Raw genomic sequence first — 19,850 nt, forward strand, 5'->3', positions numbered from 1 at the left:
ATGCAGGAAAAGACAGCAAGGCACTCTTCAGCGTGATGGATCAGCCGCTACCCCAGCAGCACTTTGTGCTGCATCGCCGGCTGAAGCCAGCTCCCACAACCAGGGGCAGGCCAGCCCATAATCTACAACGGTATGGGGCGCCGTCATTCTAATGTGGGAGCTGGCTTCAGCCGGCGAAGGCGCCGCTAGGTGCCCGGGGGGAAGAGGCCACCGTACCAACTTACTCCCATCCCAGCGGGGCGGCGCATCGCTGATTGGAGTCAGCTCCTGCAATACACCCCCGGCACTGACACTCATCACTCACGCCGGACCACCGTTTGTGTCAAAATGCACTCATTAAGGAGGATTGCCATGACACAAATGCGCTGGGACCAGTTACTTTCCCCACGACGTCTGCACGATCAACGCCCGGATAATACGCGCGAAATTGGCCGCAGCCCCTTTCATAAAGACCATGACCGAATTGTTTTTTCAGGTTCCTTTCGCCGCTTGGGGCGTAAAACCCAGGTACATCCGTTAACTGAAAATGATCATATCCACACACGTTTGACTCACTCGCTGGAAGTGGGCTGTGTGGGCCGCTCTTTAGGCATGATTGTCGGTGAGCTGTTACATGATCGCCTGCCAGAATGGATTACGCCTGCTGATATGGGCGTTATCGTACAAACCGCTTGTTTGGGCCATGATATTGGTAATCCGCCTTTTGGTCATGCCGGAGAGTACGCGATCCGCGACTGGTTTCGCCGCGCACAAGGTAGCGGCTTACTGGATGGCTTGTCAGAAGCCGAGCGGGAAGACCTGCTCACGTATGAAGGCAATGCGCAGGGCTTTCGTGTTATTACCCAGATCGAATATAACCAGTTTAACGGCGGTATGCGTTTATCGGCCGCAACACTCGGGACCTTGCTGAAGTACCCCTGGACCGTGCGCTACAGCGGGCGAGCGGGTAAGTTTGGCTGTTATCAGTCTGAACAGGCGCTCTTAAAAGAGGTCGCCGACGCAGTGGGTCTGCTGCCTCAGGGGGAGCAGCGCTGGTGTCGCCATCCGTTGGCCTGGCTAGTCGAAGCGGCCGATGATATCTGCTATGCCCTGCTGGACCTGGAAGATGGCCTGGAAATGGGCATTCTGCGTTATGAAGAAGTCGTGGAAATCCTTCGTCAAGTGGCTGGGGAGTTTCCGCCTGAGTATGCGGATATGGAGGAACGTCAGGTATCGCAGCGCCGACGAATCGCCCTATTACGCGGTGCTGCCATGGAGCGTGCGGTTAACGATGTCGGTGCGGTTTTTGTTCAGCATGAACAGGCGCTGTTAAACGGCACGTTAAAAGAGGATCTGCTTGAGCTGTGCCATCCGGATCTAGGCTGGGGCGTACAGGCGGCGAAGCAGCTGGCCCGCGAGCGTATTTTCCAAAATGAGCGTAAGGCCAAACTAGAGATTGGTGCCTACACCACTCTAGGCATTCTACTGGAGGCTTTTATTGGCGCCGCTCATGAGTTGCACCATACCGGACAGTCATCCTTCAAGCATCAGCGTGTACTGGCGCTAATAGGAGAGAATACGCCACTGCCCTCCTGGCCACTTTACGATAGCTATCGACGCATGCTGGACTTTATCGGCGGGATGACCGACCACTATGCAGTTGATCTTGCTCAGGAGATGGGGGGGCGTTTACGCGGCGATTAAGCCGCATTAGACCGATGGCTGGCGGAGATGACGTAACTCTACCAGCCTCGCCCTTTCCATTAGCAAATAAATGATCTTGTCATGGATTGGGTCGCTTAGCGTGCCAGGTTTGAGGTCAGTGAGCTGCTTGGCAAGCTGCTCTCCACTGACCACCAGCACATCGCCAGTTGCCTCGGTGATGTCAATTTCCCAGCCGGGCAATACGAGCACGCCCCGTACCGGTACCGGCACACCACAGCGTCGTTCAAGCCACTGGGTAAGCCAGCTAACGGCTTGACGTGTCTTATGAAGTGGGCGGCGCTCATGCCAATGAGGAAAGCGTAAACGCTCGCGTTCAACCGCCACGGTATTAAGCTCTCGGCCGTCTGAGCCAATGGCTAATGCACGCGCCCGCGTTTCCAGCACGAACACGCCATACGGCGTAACCACCACGTGATCGATAGTGAAACTGTCGGTTGGTACATCATGGAATACGTAGTAAGGATGCGCCTCAGGACGAATAAGCCGCTCAAGCTCCTGGCCAACCGCCAGTTCGCAAGCAAGGCCAAGTTTTAGTCGCCGGATGCGCTGGTAATCACGTATCAATAATAAGGAAAACGTTAACACAAGCAGGGTACTTAACAGGCCATAGAGTGCCCACTCCACCCAATCTTGTTGACTGACAAACAACATTCTTCCCATGCCGTATACCAGCGGGGCCAGGCTAATAATCGGACCTAAAGCACCATTTAAGAAAAGACTTGAGAAGGCTTGGTCAAGGCGATGGCGTAGTGCTTGCCCTGGTTCACGCAGTGGCGCATCAAAAGGCGACTCAACGCGCGCATCATGCAGGCTGCGCAGGGCTAATACGATGCCGCCCATCGCGGCCATGGGAAATAAAAAGATGAGCGGTAGCAGGTATTCCAGCCAAACCATTGCAGTGCCTTGCCTTTTAACGGCCTACCTTATGGCAGGCCTGATGAGAGAAACGGATTAACCGCCAGCTAGCTTAACTTGATAACCCTGCGCGGTTAGTGCTTCTCGTAACGTATCTCGATGGTCGCCTTGAATCTCAATGATGCCATCTTTGACTGCTCCTCCCGTGCCGCACCGCTTTTTAAGTGTTTTCGTCAGCGCTTTTAGTTCCGTGCTGGGCAGTGGGATACCACTAATAGTCGTAACACCTTTACCTTTACGCCCACTGGTTTCACGGCGAATGCGTACGATACCATCCAGCGCAGCAAGGCGTGCTTGCTCACTGTTTTCCTCACAGCTGCAGGCATCCAGTGCCTCACGGCACTCCGGGCACGTTTTACCATGCTCCGTTGAATATACAAGCCCACCAAGCTGGTCACGTAAAGAGGCCATTGTCACCCTCCTACTGAGCGTTGTGGCATGGGGAGGCTCCAGGCTTTTTGGTAAAGGCGCTCAATAACGGTGGGTAGCTGGTACATATTACTAATCATGATAGCGTTTTCTGGCGTCTCTTCGGCATCGGGAAAGCGATTTAAATGAATGACCGTCATCCCGGCCTCAAGTGCCGCACGAACACCCACCAGGGCGTCATCAATGGCAATACAGTCATGCGCACTATAGCCCATGATACTGGCTGCGTGCAGATGCAAACAGGGTTCAGGCTTCCAGCAATTAGCGGTGTAGCCGCTAAACAGACGATGACCAAAGTAATCGTTTAGGCCGGTGGCCTGAAGTGCCGTGCGAATTTTGGTTTCAGGACCGTTGGAAACAACGGCACTTGGATAGGCTGACAAGTTATCCAGCGCCTCTCTGGCACCAGGGATCAGTGTCAGCTCTTCAGCAAGGCGATTAGCCAGATTGGCCCGCATGGCACCTTCCATGAGGGCGAGTTGGTCAGGGTCCACTTCGCCGTAGCGTTGCTGTAACTCGGCCACAATGCGTCGGAACCGAGCGCCCCGAAACTCACCAAGATAGTCAGCTGGTACGAAGGGCAATCCTACAGCGTTTAGCCCTATCGACATTTCTTCAGCTAAAAGGGGTTCACTATCGACGAGGGTGCCATCACAGTCAAACAGCAAAAGTGGGAGCGGCATTGTGGTTCCTTGCAGCGACTTAAACGCTACCAGTGTTGGTTGAACACTACCCAATGCCTATTGAACGAGATTTTTAGGCTTTTGTGAACACTGTTTCGTAATTTTTTGTAGCTAATGCCGCAATAAACCAGTCATGCACGATGCGTTAACGAAGAAATAGCGAAAACCGGCGAGGCACCGTTATATGCCAGGTGGTATCGGCGCCCGGATCCGTTACGACTAGCGCGATAAACGGCGCGAATTGGCACTGCTACGCAGGTGATAAGGCTGTATAGCCTGACGGCTGGTGACCCACCAGGGCACATGTTGTCCGCTGAGCATATTCAGTAACGTTTTTTGCATGGCGAAACCCGCCTCCATACTGGCTTCAAGTTTCTCCGTCACCATACGCTGGTTCTCTTTCATCATTTTTGGGCTGAAAAACGGCTGCGTTTGCCATAGCTGATTGCGTTGGTTGATCGTCGAAAGGGACGATGTCCAAAGCTCGAAGGCCATCAGGCCGACTTTCCAAGTAGCCATCATGGCGAAAGGGGGCATGGGAATTAAGGCAGTCGGTATCGCGTGCTTCATAAATTAGCTCCGAAGATAAACGTCTGTTCAGTGTTGACTTCTTTATGCTGCGGCGCAATATTTATGTGCATCGGCTGCGTGTTAACCACAAAAAAGACGGCCAACTGGCCGTCTTTTAACCTACGTCATGCTTGAATTTATTTAACTTTCGGATCCAGCTCGCCACGCTCGTAGCGGTTGAACATCTCTTCAAGGTTGATCGGCTTGATCTTACTGGCGTTGCCCGCGGTACCAAAAGCTTCGTAGCGAGCGATACACAGATCGCGCATGGCGGTAACGGTTTCCTTGAGGAATTTGCGCGGATCAAACTCAGACGGATTTTGAGCCATAAAGCGACGTACGGCGCCAGTAGAGGCCAGGCGCAGGTCGGTATCGATATTGACCTTACGTACGCCGTGCTTGATGCCTTCAACGATCTCGGAAACCGGCACGCCGTAGGTTTCCGGAATTTCGCCGCCGTACTGGTTGATCACCTCAAGCCACTCCTGGGGTACAGAAGAGGAGCCGTGCATGACCAGGTGAGTGTCTGGAATACGCGCGTGGATCTCTTTGATACGCTGAATAGATAGCGTATCGCCTGTCGGCGGCCTGGTGAATTTATACGCCCCATGGCTCGTGCCGATGGCGATGGCCAAGGCATCTACGTGGGTAGCTTTAACAAACTCGGCGGCTTCTTCCGGGTCGGTGAGAAGCTGTTCCATATCCAGCTTGCCTTCTGCACCAATGCCGTCTTCTTCACCGGCCATGCCGGTTTCGAGGCTACCCAGGCAGCCCAGCTCACCCTCAACGGAAACGCCACAAGCGTGGGCCATTTCAACGGTGCGACGCGTCACATCAACGTTGTAGGCGTAGTCGGTCGGTGTTTTTCCATCTTCACCCAGCGAGCCATCCATCATGACTGATGAGAAACCCAGCTGAATAGAGCGTTGGCACACGGCAGGGCTGGTGCCATGGTCCTGGTGCATAACCACCGGGATATGCGGGAACTCTTCAACGGCAGCCAGAATCAGGTGGCGCAGGAAAGGTGCGCCTGCGTATTTACGTGCGCCTGCAGAGGCTTGAACGATAACGGGCGAATCGGTCGCGTCAGCCGCTTCCATGATGGCGCGCATCTGCTCAAGGTTATTAACGTTGAACGCCGGAATACCGTAGCCATATTCGGCAGCGTGGTCGAGCATCTGACGCATGCTGATCAAAGCCATGGGGTCACCTTCTTTAGTTATCAGTGTGAACGAGTGCGAAAATATGCAGGTTCAATTCGTTTAATGTTAACCGCGTTTGGCGGCTACTTCGAGCGCGGCAACGGCAGGCAGCTGCTTGCCCTCAACATATTCAAGGAAAGCACCGCCCCCGGTTGAGATATACGAGACGCGATCCGCAATCGCGTATTTATCGATGGCGGCTAACGTATCACCCCCGCCCGCAATAGAAAACGCATTGCTATCAGCAATGGCTTGGGAGATAACTTCCGTGCCTTTACCAAACTGGTCAATCTCAAATACACCCACTGGGCCATTCCATAAAATGGTGCCCGCGTCTTTGAGCATGCTGGCCAAATGCGCCGCTGTTTCAGGGCCAATATCCAGAATCATTTCATCGTCGTTAACCTGGTCGACAGGCTTAACCACCGCATCGGCTGATTCAGAAAACTCGGTCGCCACGACAACGTCGGTTGGTAATGGAATGGAGACCTTTTCCATCAGTGCCTTCGCTTGGGAAACCAGGTCGGCTTCATAGAGCGATTTGCCCACATTATAGCCTGCTGCGGCAATAAAGGTGTTGGCAATGCCGCCACCCACGATCAGTTGATCGCACTTATCCGATAGCGAATTAAGCACATCAAGTTTGGTAGAGACTTTGGAGCCGCCCACAATCGCAGCCATGGGGCGCGCCGGATTGGCCAAGGCTTTTTCAAGCGCATCGAGCTCTTGCGCCAACAGTGGGCCCGCACACGCGCTTGGTGCAAAGCGAGCAACGCCGTGGGTAGAGGCCTGAGCGCGATGGGCGGTGCCAAAGGCATCCATTACAAATACATCACATAGCGCCGCGTACTGTTTGGCGAGCTGTTCTGCGTCTTTCTTTTCGCCTACGTTAAAGCGAACGTTTTCAAGCAACGCGACCTGACCATTTTCAAGTGTCGGTGGTGTCTCAAGGTAGTCGCTGATCAGCTCGACCGTTTGGCCTAGCAGGTCGCTTAAATGTTTGGCCACCGGGGCGAGTGAGAACTCATCAGAGGGGTCACCTTCGGTTGGGCGACCAAGGTGACTCATCAGCATGACTTTAGCGCCCGCTTTCATCGCCGCCTGAATGGTAGGCAGCGCCGCTTTCAGACGTGCGTCGCTTGAGACATTGCCGTGCTTAATCGGCACGTTCAGGTCTTCGCGAATCAGCACGCGTTGCCCTTCCAAAGGCAGATCCATCATTTTTTGCACGTTCATGTGAGCGGTTTCCTCGTCTTCCGGCGGTGAATCGGGTAGTGATAGTTAGCCGATACGACTAAGCGGCGCGATCTCGGGAAAGCACGGCTAACCGTTGGGCAATATCGAGCATGCGGTTTGCAAAGCCCCACTCGTTATCAAACCAACATAAAAGCTTGATAAGGCGTTTTCCAGCGACGCGGGTTTGGGTCGCATCGAAAATGCCGGAATGTGGGTCATGATTAAAATCAATGGAGGCCATGGGCGCTTCGGTGTAGCCCAGCACGCCCGTAAGACGCTGCTGGCTAGCGTGATGCAGCAGGTTATTGATTTCCTGGGCGCTGGTGTCGTGACGCACGGTCAGTGCGGCATCCATCGCCGACACATTAATGGTGGGAACGCGGACGTGTAAACACTCAAATCGGCCTTCCAGATGTGGCATCAAACGGCTGATGCCGCGCGCAAGCCCTGTGTCCACCGGCACAATGGACTGCATGGCCGAGCGCGTCAGGCGCAGATCAGTTTGATGGTAAGCATCGATCACTGGCTGATCGTTCATCGCAGAGTGAATGGTCGTGGTTACCCCGTGCTCCAGTCCCAGCGTTTCGTCGAGCACGGTAAGCAAAGGAACCAAACAGTTGGTGGTACAAGAGGCCGCCGATAGGATGCGCTGAGAGAGTGTCAGCTCGTGCTGATTAATTCCCCACACGATCGTTGCATCGACATCGTTTTCCGCTGGCTGTGAAAACAGCAGGCGCTTTGCGCCAGCACTTAGATGCTGCTCGGCTGTCGCGCGATCTTTAAAACTACCTGAGCACTCAAGAACTAGATCAACCTTCAGCGCTTTCCACGGAAGTTGGCGTGGATCTTTTTCACATAGCACCTGAATGCGCTGTCCGTTGACCACTAACGCTTCACCGTCATTCTCGACGTTTCCTGGAAAGCGACCATGAGTCGTGTCGTAACGGGTCAGGTAGGTAATCGTCGCCAGGTCAGAAAGCTCATTGATAGCGACGACCTCAAGACGCGAGTCGCCACGTTCAATCAGTGCCCGCAATACGCACTGGCCAATACGCCCATAACCATTAATGGCGATGCGATAGGTAGGAGCAGCGTGTGTAGAGGCAGATGTAGCCATGTAAGAAAGCGGCTCTTGGAAGGTGAATCAGTGACCGTCAATAAATAAAAAACATTCGCAATAATAGCGTATTTCAACCGCCTGCGCCTATCAGATGCCAAGCGAAAGGCAGCATCAGGGCAGTGAAAATGCCGGTAAGACTCATCCCAAGAGAGGCAAAGGCGCCTGCGGCCGGGCTGATTTCAAACGCTCTTACCGTTCCGATCGCATGGCCGTTTAGCCCCAGCGCAAAGCCGATAATGCGCTCGTCTTCAATGTTTAAAAAGCGTGCAGCAAGGCTGACGAACGCGGCGGTAGCAACGCCGGTAATCAGCAGTGCGCCCAACAAGAGCGCCACCGAGCCGCCAATCTGCTCGGTAATGCCAATCGCGATAGGCGCCGTTACGGACTTTGCCGCAATAGAGGCGAGAATAAGGGGTGAGCTACCCAACACCCAGGCAATTAGCAGGGCGTAGCAAGCCGCAAGCGTGGCTGCAATCGGCAGGCAGATAGTAAGAGGTCGCCATAGTGCCCGAATATGCGGCAACTGCTGATAAAGCGGCATACCCAACGCGACGGTCGCGGGCCCTAACAAAAAGGTCAGCCAAGCGGCATCCTGCCGATAGGTGTCATACGGCAGGCCAATGGCGGCAAGCGTGGCAGCAAGCAGAAGTGCAGCGATCAAAATAGCCGGTAGCCAGGTCGGCTTTTTTAATCGTTTGAAAATCAGGTTACCCAACAAAAACGCCGCTAACGTTAGCCCAACGGCAAACAGCGGCGTCGTACTTAAGGTGCTTAGCAGGGCATTAGCGGGCATGCATTTTTTCCATCAGGCGCTTAAGTAGCCACAGCGTGGTGGTCACGCTTAATAGCGTACCCACAATCAGCGCACAAAGAATGGCTAGCCACTGGCCTGCAAGCTCATCAAGAATAAAAAACACGCCCACCACGCCCGGCATAATCAGCATGGCAAGCAGGCCGATTAATGGCTGCGCTGCGGCGGCGATTGTCGAGGGGACTCGTCCCCAAACGGCAAGCGTTGCGGTTAATAACAGCATACCGACAACGCCGGATGAAACCGGAAGGCCGGTAAAGTAAACCGTTACTTCACCGATCAACCAGTAACTCACTAGCCATAAAAAGCCATTAAGTGCAGGCATTGTTAGCCAAGCAGTTCATTGGCATTTTTGAGGATATTCTCAACCGTAAAGCCGAAGTGCTTGAACAGCTCACCCGCGGGGGCGGATTCGCCGAACGTGGTCATGCCGATCACACGGCCGTCCAGACCCACATACTTGTGCCAGTAGTCGGCATGTGAGGCTTCAATGGCAATGCGCTTGGTGACCGCCCTGGGCAGTACGCTTTCCCGGTACTCGGCGTCCTGACCGTTGAAGCGGTAGGTCGACGGCATGGAGACCACGCGTACTGCTTTGCCCTGCTTTTCAAGCTCGGCGGCAGCGTCCATGGCCAGCCCCACTTCCGAACCGGTGGCAATCAGGATCAGCTCGGGCGTACCGTCGCTGTCTTTTAGCACGTAACCACCACGCTGAATGGAAGCCAGTTGGGCTTTGGTGCGCGCCTGGTGCGGCAGGTTCTGACGCGACAGGATCAGCGCCGTGGGGCCAGAGTGACGCTTGATGGCCGCATCCCAGGCGGCGGCGGTTTCCACGGCGTCACACGGGCGCCAGGTGTTCAGGTTCGGCGTCGTGCGCAGGCTGGTCAGCTGCTCGATGGGCTGGTGGGTCGGGCCATCTTCTCCCAGGCCAATGGAGTCATGGGTAAATACGTAGATCGCCTGCTGACCCATTAACGCCGCCATGCGAACCGCGTTGCGCATGTACTCCATGAAGATCAGGAAGGTTGCACCGTACGGGACAAAACCACCGTGCAGGGCGATACCGTTCATTACCGCGCCCATGCCGAACTCACGTACGCCATAGTGCAGGTAGTTACCGCTGGCATCTTCCGGCGTAATCGCTTTGGCGCCCTTCCAGAAGGTCAGGTTGGACGGGGCAAGGTCTGCACTGCCACCCAGCAGTTCCGGCATTTTCGGACCAATCACGTTAAGCGCTTCCAGTGACGCTTTACGGGTGGCGATGCTGGCGCCTTTTTCCTGGGCCTGCTCGATGAGGGCTTCGGTCGGTATTTCAGCCGGCAGCTGGCCTTTCATGCGGCGCTTGAATTCCTGCGCCTCGGCCGGGAACGCCTCGGCATAGCGGGCAAAGCGCTTTTCCCATTCCTGCTGGCGGGTTTTACCTGCTTCACGCGCATCCCAGCCAGCGTACACGGGCTCGGGAATATGAAACGGCGCGTGGGGCCAGTCCAGCTGCTTGCGCGCCAGGGCAACTTCATCTTCGCCCAGCGGCGCACCGTGCGACTCTTCCTTGCCCTGCTTGTTGGGCGCACCGAAACCGATAATCGTTTTACAGATAATCAGGCTGGGCTTGTCATCGTTCTGTTTGGCAAGTGCAATGGCGGCCTGGATCTCTTCCGGCTTGTGACCATCGACATTGGGCACCACGTGCCAGCCGTAGGCTTCAAAGCGTTTGGCGGTATCGTCGGTAAACCAGCCTTCCACTTCCCCATCAATCGAAATGCCGTTGTCGTCATAGAGCGCAATCAGCTTGCCCAGCTGCTGAGTACCCGCCAGCGACGCCGCCTCATGGGAAATACCTTCCATCAGGCAGCCGTCACCCAAAAAGCACCAGGTGTGGTGATCGACAATGGTGTGGCCCGAGCGGTTGAACTGCGCTGCCAGGGTTTTTTCGGCAATCGCAAAGCCGACCGCGTTGGCAAACCCCTGACCGAGCGGGCCGGTGGTGGTTTCGATGCCGGGCGCGTAGCCAAATTCCGGATGGCCGGCGGTGGGCGAGTGCAACTGCCGGAAGTTTTGAAGCTGTTCCAGACTTAACTCATAGCCGCTTAAGTGCAGCAGAGAGTAGAGCAGCATTGAGCCGTGGCCATTGGACAGCACGAACCGGTCACGATCGGCCCACGTTGGGTCTTCGGGGTTGTGCTTGAGGTGGTCATTCCACAGCACCTCGGCGATATCAGCCATGCCCATGGGGGCGCCAGGGTGGCCGGACTTGGCCTTCTGAACAGCATCCATGGAAAGGGCGCGAATGGCATTGGCCAGCTCAAAACGGGACGGCATGGGGTGCTCCTCGCCTGAAAACGGAAATAATGAAGGCGCTATTGTCGCTGACTTCCCCTGTTGCGGCAAATGTAGCGGCAAATTATAGGCCACATTCTGGGAAGAACTCTCAACAGCGTGTAGACTCTGCCTCCCGAAGCGGTGGTCAACCTGGTAAGGCCGCTTCCTTATATGGGCAGGGAACCTCCTGCCGTGATTTCCTGCTGATGCTGCGAGTAGTGAGCAGCTGTCATACAGAGGGTCGAGAGCGCGATGAGCGAATATTCCCTGTTTACCTCGGAGTCTGTCTCCGAAGGTCATCCCGATAAAATTGCCGACCAGATTTCGGATGCGGTGCTGGATGCTATTATCGCCCGGGATAAACAGGCACGGGTTGCTTGTGAAACCATGGTGAAAACCGGTGTAGCAATTATCGCTGGTGAAATTACTACCTCGGCGTGGGTGGATCTGGAAACGCTGGTACGCGACGTGATTACCGACATCGGTTACACCTCTTCCCACGTTGGCTTTGATGGCGCGACATGTGGCGTGATTAACCTGATCGGCAAGCAGAGTGTTGAAATTGCCCAGGGCGTTGACCGTACCAAGCCAGAAGACCAGGGCGCTGGTGACCAGGGCCTGATGTTTGGTTACGCGACCAACGAAACCGATTCGTTTATGCCTGCGCCGATCCACTACTCGCATCGTTTGGTTGAGCGTCAGGCTGAACTGCGCAAAAACGGTCTGTTGCCGTGGCTACGCCCGGATGCCAAAAGCCAGGTGACCTTCCGCTATAACGAACAGGGCCAACCCTGTGGCGTTGATGCGGTGGTGCTTTCCACCCAGCACGACCCTGAGATTGATCAGGAAGACCTGCGTAAAATGGTCAAGCGCGAAATCATCGAACAGGTGATTCCGGCTGAATGGCTCAATGAAAATACCCAGTACCACATCAACCCAACCGGTAAGTTTGTGATTGGTGGCCCGGTAGGTGACTGTGGCTTAACCGGCCGCAAGATCATCGTTGACACCTACGGCGGTATGGCACGCCATGGCGGCGGTGCGTTCTCGGGCAAAGACCCTTCAAAAGTCGACCGTAGTGCGGCCTATGCGGGCCGTTACGTGGCCAAGAACGTGGTGGCGGCAGGTCTTGCCGATAAGTGCGAGATTCAGGTTTCCTACGCGATTGGTGTCGCGGAGCCGACCTCCGTTGCTATCGATACCTTCGGCACCGGCAAAATTGACGATGCCCGGATTGTTGAGCTGGTGAACGAGCACTTTGATCTGCGCCCCTACGCGATCACCAAAATGCTCGACCTGCTGCACCCGATGTATCAGCTGACGGCTGCCTACGGCCACTTTGGTCGGGCACCGTTCGAGCACAGCTACACCTGGAGCGACGATAAAGGCGAACAGCACACTGAGACCTTTACCGCCTTCCCTTGGGAGAAGACCGATAAAGCCGATGCGCTGCGTAAGGCCGCTGGTTTGTAAGATATTCGCTAGGCGGTTTGTAAGAGAACGCCCCTTTGGCTCTGCCAGGGGGCGTTTTTTTATGCTGCGTGTTTTAGGCTAGGCAGTACAACAACTTGGGGAAAGTGTTATGCCGGCAGCACGCTGGGAAAAAATCATGAGAGGGTTGCTGTTGATGGTGGCGCTTGGCATGACAAGTAGTACGGCTATGGCGGCTTGCCCCACGTGGCCCAATGAACGGCTTGAGCAGGAGACTCTCGCGCTCGCCGCGCAAGTCGCCCAATGGGACCATGCCTATCATGAAGAGGGCATCTCGTTGATTGATGATGTGCTCTACGACCAGGCCCTTATCCGCCTCCAGGATTGGCGCGCCTGCCTAAACGACGCTACTGCTCATCAACCGCTTACCCGGGTAACGTCCAGCCGTCGTACGCTTGAGCATCCGGCTGCCCAGCAAGGGTTGGATAAAACCGATGAAGCAGGCGTGCGCCGCTTTACCAGTCGCCGTGAAAATTTATGGATACAGCCCAAGGTGGACGGCGTGGCGGTAACGCTGCGCTATCAGGCAGGCGAGCTGGTGGAAGCGGTCAGCCGAGGGGATGGACAGCAGGGGCAGGATTGGACGGCCCGCGCCTTACAATTACCCAGCGTGCCTAATACGCTGCCCGACACTATTTCAGCCATTTTTCAGGGCGAGCTTTATTGGCAGCTTGATGAACATGTTCAGTCTCGTACGCCTGGTTCGGGGGCCCGCGGGGCCGTGGCGGGGGCTATGGCGCAAGCAAGCCCAACCCAGGACGTGCTGGCGCAGGTCGGGCTGTTTGTATGGGGCTGGCCGGATGGGCCAACCGACATGACTGAGCGGCTGGCGCAACTGAGTGCACTTGGATTTGATACTGCCCGCTACACGCATTTATTAAGTGATGAATCGGATGCGGCTTACTGGCGGGAGGCGTGGTTTAACGGCGCGCTGCCGTTTGCAACCGACGGCGTAGTGATTAAACAGGCGGAACGTCCTGGTATTCGGCGCTGGTCCACGGCCCCGCCAGAATGGGCGATTGCCTGGAAATACCCACTGCAGAAAGCGCTGGCAGAAGTACGTGGCGTGGAGTTTCGCATTGGGCGAACTGGGCGTATCACGCCACTGATCTGGCTCTATCCGATTGAATTGGAAGGTCGGCGCATCAGTCGCGTATCGCTGGGCTCACTCGACCGCTGGGAAAACCTGGATATACGCCCCGGCGACCAGTTGGCCATTACCCTGGCCGGGCTTACCATCCCTCAGCTTGAAGAGGTGGTATGGCAAACCCAAGAGCGCACCGTCGTGGAAGCACCCTCTACGACTACCTACCATCTGCTGAGCTGTTTTCAGCATAGCCCAGGCTGCACATCCCAACTGCTGGCGCGACTCACTTACCTTGGTGAACAGTTGGGTTTTCAAGGCGTGGGCGAAGGCACCTGGCAAGCGTTACTTGAGGCCGGACTGGTGCCGGATCTGCTGGCCTGGTTATCGCTTGAACCCGATCAGCTGCGCCAAGCGCACGGAATTGGCGAGGCGCGTAGCGACTCGCTTTATCGACAGTTTCAGGCGGCCAAGGCTGCTCCCTATGATGCCTGGTTAAAAGGGCTGGGGTTGCCGCCTGCTGGCGCTACCAGCCTGCCTGATTGGCAAGTGGCGAGCATGTATCAGCCAGGCGACTGGGAAGCCCTGCCGGGCATCGGTCCAGGCAGAGCCCAGGCGCTTGACGCCTTTTTCTCCCATGCCCAAATGCAGGCCATGGCCGAGCAGCTTCGCGCGTTGAACGTAGCGGGGTTTACAACACAACCCTAACCAAGCCCGGTGGCGCGCAGCATGAGCCCCAGATAGAAGGGAATCAGTAGCGGCGCCATCAGCGTGGTTACCAGCACCGCCAGCGCCCCTTTTTGCGGCTGGATACCCAGCTCCATGGCGACCACCACCACGTTAGAAGCCATGGGCACCACGCCTAATAGCAGTATCGCCATGGCCAGTTCTGCAGGCACCGGCATAAGCATCTGTAATAGCATGACAGCGGCAAAGGTAGCCGCTGGCCAAACGATATAACGAAGCCCTACACAGGCGGCGATAAAGCGCGTATCCCAGGCAGCCAGCGTTACCCGGCTAAGCGTCATACCAATAATCATCATTCCCAGCAGCGTATAGGTCGCGGGAAAAACATCCAGCGAGCTAGCCAAGGCCGTAGGCAGCGTGACATCGAGTGAACTCAGCAGTAGCGCTAGCAAAAACGTGTAGATCAGCGGAAGGCGTGAAATCTTGATCAGGCTTTGGCGAATCGAGAAGTGGCCACGGGCGCTTAAGTAAAAACCCACGGTAAATTCATACAAATTGATGCCCAGCATGCAGAACAGGTAGAGCGTTACGCCTTCCGGAGGCAAGAGAATCAACGCTACCGGTAAACCGAAATAACCGGTGTTGCCTGTGCCTGATGAAAACGCCAGCAGCGCGCCTTCCTGCGGACCAAAGCGGTGTTGCGTTACGCGCTGAACCAGCAGCGCCAGTAGGCTAACCAGCACAAACAGCGAAAGCGTTAAGACCAGGTACTCAGGCGTTGGCCCCCCATTCATCAGCGCGCGAAAAATGGTTAAAGGCGCAATGAGATAAACCAGCAGCGTGGCAATGGGCCTTGGGTCGATTTTTAACCGTTGGGCGGCAATCCAGCCCAAGCCTACAAAGCTTAGCAGCATGAGTAGCGGGCCTATTAACGCGCTGGGTGATAGCTCCATATGCCCTCCTGACGGCATAAAAGGGTGGGTAACATGAGCCGAATTAAAGGCTAAACGTGGAATCTTTCATTAGCCGCGGCGCAATAGAACAGCGAGAATACACCAAAATATCACTCTTTATTTTATTGTTCTGTATGAGGAAACCCCATGAGCAGCCAACAGCATCCGCTCGGTATCAGCTTTGAATTCTTCCCGCCCAACACGGATGCTGGGCGCGACAAGCTGATGCTGGTACGCGATGAGCTGGCCACTCGTAATCCGCGGTTTTTCTCTGTGACCTATGGCGCAGGCGGCTCCACCCAAGCGCGTACGCGGGACACCGTACGTACGGTTGGCCAGACCGGTATTACTACCGCACCGCACCTTTCGTGCATTGGCAGTGAAAAAGCCCAGCTGCGTGATTTGCTGTCCCAGTACCGTGAAGAAGGCATTAACAGCCTGGTCGCCCTGCGTGGTGATATGCCTTCCGGGATGGGCAGCATCGGCGAGCTACGCTATGCCAACGAGCTGGTGGAGTTTATTCGCGACGAGACGGGCGATCATTTTAATATTGCCGTGGCGGCCTACCCGGAGTCCCACCCTCAGGCAACTAACCTTGATAAAGATATCGAAAACTTCGCGCGTAAAATGAAGGCGGGCGCCGATATGGCGATCACCCAATACTTCTTCACCGCCGATGCTTACTTCAACTTTGTTGATAAAGTGCGCGCACTAGGCGTTGAACAGCCGATTATCCCCGGCATTATGCCGATCACTAACTACACCAAGCTGGCGCGGTTTTCGGATAGCTGTGGCGCGGAAATTCCTCGCTGGATGCGCAAGCAGTTGGAAAGCTATGGCGATGACAGCGAAGCAATTGCCAAATTTGGCACCGAGGCGGTAAGCCGTCTTTGTCAGCGTCTCTTGGATGGCGGTGCGCCAGGGCTGCATTTCTATACCCTTAACCAGGCGGCTCCCGTACTGAAAGTGGTCGATAATCTGGTGGGCTAACTGCGATAGCCTGTTGATTTAGACTGCACCATACACAACGCCCCGCTCAATTGAGCGGGGCGTTTTACGTTATGCCTTACTTGTTAGTGGGCTACTAACTCGCTGGCGTTTGCACTTTGTCGGCCGACTTGCCGCCACCAAACTGCTTACGCTGGATGATTACGAGACCTGCGCCAATCGCAAGGCCCACGATATCGGTGTAGATACCGCCATAGATCATGCACATTGCACCGACCAACATGATAACCCGCTTGAGCACATTCACCGGGCCAAAGAACCAGGCCTGCACCATACCCGAAAGCAGAATGATCCCCAGCGTGGCGGTAACACCCACTCGCAGAACCTGCATGGCAGAGCCTTCCATCAACATGGCCGGGCTGTAGAAGAACATAAACGGCACGATAAAGGCCGCCAGACCAATCTTGAACGATGCCACCGACGTACCCATGGGGTTATCGCCAGAAATACCTGCTGCTGCGTAAGAGGCCAGCGCCACCGGCGGCGTAATGGCCGATACAACCGCAAAGTAGAACACGAAGAAGTGGGCAATAAGCGGCTCAATACCGATATTGATTAGGCCCGGCGCCACGACCGATGCGGCGACGGCGTAGGCTGCCGTGGTCGGCATTCCCATGCCCAATAGAATACTGATCAACATGGCAAAGATAAGTGCCAGCAGTTGGCTAACACCTGCCAGTCCCAATAGCAGCGAGGAGAAGCGCGCGCCCACACCGGTGAGCGAAATAACCCCTACGATCAAGCCCGCACAGGCACAGACAGCGATGATCTGGATGGCCATGGTGCCCGCCAGTTGCAGCGCCTTGAGAATGGCGGTCACGCCCATCTTGTTGGGTGAAATCCAACTGACAACGGCGGCCGAGGCGGTGGCCAAGGTACCTGCCCTAATCACCGAATAGCCCATAAACAGCGCGGCTATCAGGATAATGATGGGAGCAAAGAGGTAGGCTTGTTTGACCAATTTAGTGAAGCGTGGAATCTCATCTTTACGCATACCACGCATGCCTTTACGGGCCGCTTCAAAATCCACCATAAAGTAGATAGACGCGAAGTAAAGAATTGCCGGGATCAACGCTGCAATGGCGATGTCGGTATAGGGAATGCCCGTGACTTCCGCCATGATAAAGGCGCCGGCCCCCATAATCGGCGGCATGATTTGCCCGCCAGTTGAGGCTGCTGCTTCAATAGCGCCCGCGCTACGTGCGGGGTAACCCACCTTTTTCATTAGCGGAATGGTCAGTGAACCGGTCGATACCACGTTACCCGCGGAGGTACCGTTGATCATGCCCATTAGGCCCGAGGCAAAAATAGACACTTTGGCGGGGCCTCCACGGGCACGCCCGGCAGCGGCAAAGGCGAAGTTCACAAAGTAGTCACCTACTTTTGACGCTTGCAGGAAGGCGGCAAAAATAATGAACAGAATAATATACGTCGAGGAGACGGCGATGGTGGGGCCCAAGACACCGGCGTCGGTATAAAGCTGGCTAAAAAAGCGCTGCATTGATAGGCCAGGATATCCCAGGAAGCCGGGCAGGTAAGGGCCGGCAAAGACATATGTCAGGAAGATGAGTGAAATAATGACCAGCGCAAGGCCCGCTACTCGCCGGGTAAGCTCCAGAATAAGCAGGGACCCGGCAATCGCCGCCCAGGAAATCCCGATAGGCGCAAAGGAGGTGCCCGTTGAAGCGCGCAGAGGTGTGTTGTACATGATCAGTAAATAACCGGCGCTGGCCAGGGCACACACCATCAGGACTAAATCGGCCGGGTTAAAAGAGCCGCGTGCCTGGCGGAAAAACCATGAAAGCACAATGGCGGCAACGGTCGTTGCTATTAATGGATAACCGTAGTGCCAGGTTTCAACGATTGGGTCGATGCGCATCGCACCACCGCTCAGGGTTTGTTGCATCAATAAAACCTGAGCAAGCGTGTAGAGGGCCGGTATCAGCAGCGCGTAGCCTACCCACGTTAGCCAAGCGGGTGATGCGTTCTGGCCATCTTCGGCAAACCGAGCTCCCGCAAACAGGCCGTAGCCCAGAATCAGTGCCCCTGCAATATGCACAATACGAAACGACCAGGTCTCCATGGGATACACGTTGAGTGACACCAAGTGGAAACTTGAGTAGGCAATGGCTAGCCCGGCAAACAGGAAAAACTGCCAACCGGTAAATAGGCGACGGTTGGATTCAACGATGTCTTCATCGACGCCCTCTGCAACAACGGTAGGCGATGAAGTAAGCTGGACATCATCCTTGAGGTCATCAGAGGTTTGGGGGGTTGTGGGACTCATCAGAGTTCACCCTCACAGCAGGAGCAAAAAAAGGAGCAATAGCCAAAGCTGCCCCGCCTGGAAAACCAGGACGGGGCAGCCAGATGATGCGTAAAGTTTTAGTTGATCAGGTCTTCAGAGATTTCGTAGCCGTTCTCTTCGTACCAACGAGCAGCGCCTGGATGGAAGGGGAGAACGCTGTTGTGTACGATATTTTCCGGAATGCTGGTTTCAGCACTGCGGTGAATAGAGCGCATACGGTCATTGTTTTCCATGGTCACTTTGGTGACTTCGTAGATGAAGTCTTCCGGAAGATCACAGCCCGCAATCGCAAAGTTCCACATGGAAACTGCGCGAGCATCTTCCTCAAGCGTTGAGTAGGTGCTGGCAGGAATAGTGAATTCAGCCACTGGGAAGGTGTCCAGTACGGTCGCAAGCTCATCTTCGTTGAACTCGATGATGTTCACATCCGTTTGCACTTCCAACTGACTAACGGCAGGAATCGGGATGCCGGCCGCAAAAGCGATGACGTCCAACAGGCCGTCCTGCAGCTGACCGCCAAGGTCAGACCAGCCGCCGTTGCGGCGGTCGAAGTTTACGCCCAACGTTTCCAGCATCGCTGGGAAATAGGTGTCAGACGTTGATGCTGCGGGACCAAAGCCAATACGCGCACCGTCCGGAATGTCCGAAATGGACTCAATGCCTGAGCTTGAAAGCGCGGCAATCGAGAACGGCGTTTCATACATCGGGAACAGTGCACAGACGTTATCCATCACCATGCCGGGTGCCAGCGGGCTTTTGCCGTTAACCGCATCAGAAGCGGGGCCCATGGTGGTTAAGCCAAAGGCCATATCGCCGCTATGAACAAGTGCCAGGTTTTGAGTAGGGCCGCCCGTTACTTCACCGCCGCCAGAAACGCCTAATTCATCAGCAATAAAGTTGGCCCAGCCAGAGCCGTAAACGAAAAACGTGCCGCCTTGGCTTGCGGTACCTACCGTAAAGTTTTCTGGCCAGTCAGCACGCTCAGCATGGGCGCTGGCAGAAGCGAGTAACGCGCCACCTGCAAGCAGGGCGAGAGTTTTAGGCATCATGGTGCGCATGGCATGTTTCCTTAACTGTTCTTGGGATTGTAGGCTGGCAAGCGCAAGCCGCTTTCCAGTGACAATAATATTTAAGCAACCATTTAAGAGCGATTGCCGTGCCATTTATAGGATAGTTAAGTAAAAACAAACGCTTGCTTTTAGAGCCTTCAACTTTAGTGGAAACTCCCTGGCGTCTAACTGTCTGGTAATGCGCACGCGGGATGATAAGTAGTGTGCGGTTTTCCGCTCACTGTTGGGTGCGCGCTAAGAAAGTAGAGAAAGTGCAATGA

Annotated in this window: 17 protein-coding genes; 4 read left to right on the forward strand and 13 right to left on the reverse strand. The window is 55.3% G+C overall.

Going from position 1 to position 19,850, the window contains the following annotated elements; translation table 11 throughout:
• Positions 1 to 351: 351 nt before the first annotated feature.
• Positions 352 to 1,683, forward strand: a complete 1,332-nt coding sequence (locus ACT3TY_RS16180) for a deoxyguanosinetriphosphate triphosphohydrolase (protein ID WP_193054568.1) — start codon at positions 352 to 354, stop codon at positions 1,681 to 1,683.
• Positions 1,684 to 1,689: 6 nt separating this feature from the next.
• Here ACT3TY_RS16180 and ACT3TY_RS16185 read toward each other — a convergent pair whose 3' ends face one another.
• From ACT3TY_RS16185 to tkt, 10 genes are all read right to left on the reverse strand, one after another.
• Positions 1,690 to 2,598, reverse strand: a complete 909-nt coding sequence (locus tag ACT3TY_RS16185) for a nuclease-related domain-containing protein (protein WP_192528660.1) — start codon at positions 2,596 to 2,598, stop codon at positions 1,690 to 1,692.
• Positions 2,599 to 2,655: 57 nt separating this feature from the next.
• Complete coding sequence (locus tag ACT3TY_RS16190) at positions 2,656 to 3,030, reverse strand: translation initiation factor Sui1 (protein ID WP_087109893.1); 375 nt, start codon at positions 3,028 to 3,030, stop codon at positions 2,656 to 2,658.
• A 2-nt stretch (positions 3,031 to 3,032) separates the two neighbouring features.
• Positions 3,033 to 3,731 carry an HAD family hydrolase gene (locus ACT3TY_RS16195; protein ID WP_193057320.1) on the reverse strand — a complete coding sequence of 233 codons (699 nt, stop codon included), beginning with the start codon at positions 3,729 to 3,731 and terminating at the stop codon, positions 3,033 to 3,035.
• 219 nt (positions 3,732 to 3,950) lie between these two features.
• Positions 3,951 to 4,301 (reverse strand): hypothetical protein, encoded by a 351-nt coding sequence (locus tag ACT3TY_RS16200; RefSeq protein ID WP_444628895.1) that lies wholly within the window; start codon positions 4,299 to 4,301, stop codon positions 3,951 to 3,953.
• A gap of 137 nt (positions 4,302 to 4,438) precedes the next feature.
• Positions 4,439 to 5,503, reverse strand: coding sequence for a class II fructose-bisphosphate aldolase (gene fba, locus ACT3TY_RS16205; protein ID WP_193054565.1), 1,065 nt, complete (start codon positions 5,501 to 5,503; stop codon positions 4,439 to 4,441).
• 66 nt (positions 5,504 to 5,569) lie between these two features.
• Positions 5,570 to 6,739, reverse strand: coding sequence for a phosphoglycerate kinase (locus tag ACT3TY_RS16210; RefSeq protein ID WP_444628896.1), 1,170 nt, complete (start codon positions 6,737 to 6,739; stop codon positions 5,570 to 5,572).
• 58 nt (positions 6,740 to 6,797) lie between these two features.
• A complete protein-coding gene (locus tag ACT3TY_RS16215; protein ID WP_193057324.1) occupies positions 6,798 to 7,856 on the reverse strand; it encodes a type I glyceraldehyde-3-phosphate dehydrogenase in 1,059 nt (352 codons plus the stop codon).
• A gap of 73 nt (positions 7,857 to 7,929) precedes the next feature.
• Positions 7,930 to 8,652 carry an LrgB family protein gene (locus ACT3TY_RS16220; RefSeq protein WP_193057325.1) on the reverse strand — a complete coding sequence of 241 codons (723 nt, stop codon included), beginning with the start codon at positions 8,650 to 8,652 and terminating at the stop codon, positions 7,930 to 7,932.
• Complete coding sequence (locus ACT3TY_RS16225) at positions 8,642 to 8,995, reverse strand: CidA/LrgA family protein (protein ID WP_087109905.1); 354 nt, start codon at positions 8,993 to 8,995, stop codon at positions 8,642 to 8,644. Before ACT3TY_RS16225 ends, ACT3TY_RS16220 begins: the two co-directional genes overlap by 11 nt.
• A 2-nt stretch (positions 8,996 to 8,997) precedes the next feature.
• Positions 8,998 to 10,989: a transketolase gene (gene tkt, locus ACT3TY_RS16230; RefSeq protein ID WP_444628897.1), complete on the reverse strand. Its 1,992-nt coding sequence runs from the start codon at positions 10,987 to 10,989 to the stop codon at positions 8,998 to 9,000.
• A gap of 252 nt (positions 10,990 to 11,241) precedes the next feature.
• On the opposite strand from tkt, the gene metK reads away from it, so the two are divergent.
• Both metK and ligB read left to right on the forward strand, forming a co-directional pair.
• A complete protein-coding gene (gene metK / locus ACT3TY_RS16235) occupies positions 11,242 to 12,462 on the forward strand; it encodes a methionine adenosyltransferase (RefSeq protein WP_193054318.1) in 1,221 nt (406 codons plus the stop codon).
• Positions 12,463 to 12,571: 109 nt separating this feature from the next.
• Entirely contained in the window at positions 12,572 to 14,272 is a 1,701-nt protein-coding gene (ligB, locus tag ACT3TY_RS16240; protein WP_441679719.1) for an NAD-dependent DNA ligase LigB, read from the forward strand.
• On the opposite strand, the gene ACT3TY_RS16245 is transcribed toward ligB, so the two are convergent.
• Positions 14,269 to 15,204, reverse strand: coding sequence for an AEC family transporter (locus tag ACT3TY_RS16245; protein ID WP_441679720.1), 936 nt, complete (start codon positions 15,202 to 15,204; stop codon positions 14,269 to 14,271). The genes ligB and ACT3TY_RS16245 overlap by 4 nt on opposite strands.
• Before the next feature lie 147 nt (positions 15,205 to 15,351).
• Here ACT3TY_RS16245 and metF point away from each other — a divergent pair, with 147 nt between their 5' ends.
• Entirely contained in the window at positions 15,352 to 16,194 is an 843-nt protein-coding gene (gene metF, locus ACT3TY_RS16250; protein WP_444628898.1) for a methylenetetrahydrofolate reductase [NAD(P)H], read from the forward strand.
• Between the two features lie 94 nt (positions 16,195 to 16,288).
• Here the strand turns inward: metF and ACT3TY_RS16255 are convergent, their stop codons facing one another.
• A complete protein-coding gene (locus ACT3TY_RS16255; RefSeq protein ID WP_444628899.1) occupies positions 16,289 to 18,499 on the reverse strand; it encodes a TRAP transporter permease in 2,211 nt (736 codons plus the stop codon).
• Positions 18,500 to 18,597: 98 nt separating this feature from the next.
• On the reverse strand, positions 18,598 to 19,578 hold the full coding sequence (locus tag ACT3TY_RS16260) for a TAXI family TRAP transporter solute-binding subunit (RefSeq protein WP_172118896.1): 981 nt from the start codon (positions 19,576 to 19,578) through the stop codon (positions 18,598 to 18,600).
• Positions 19,579 to 19,850: the final 272 nt, after the last annotated feature.

Origin of the sequence: Halomonas sp. AOP22-C1-8 (assembly GCF_052378905.1) — a bacterium.
GTDB classification, from domain to species: Bacteria; Pseudomonadota; Gammaproteobacteria; order Pseudomonadales; family Halomonadaceae; genus Vreelandella; species Vreelandella citrativorans.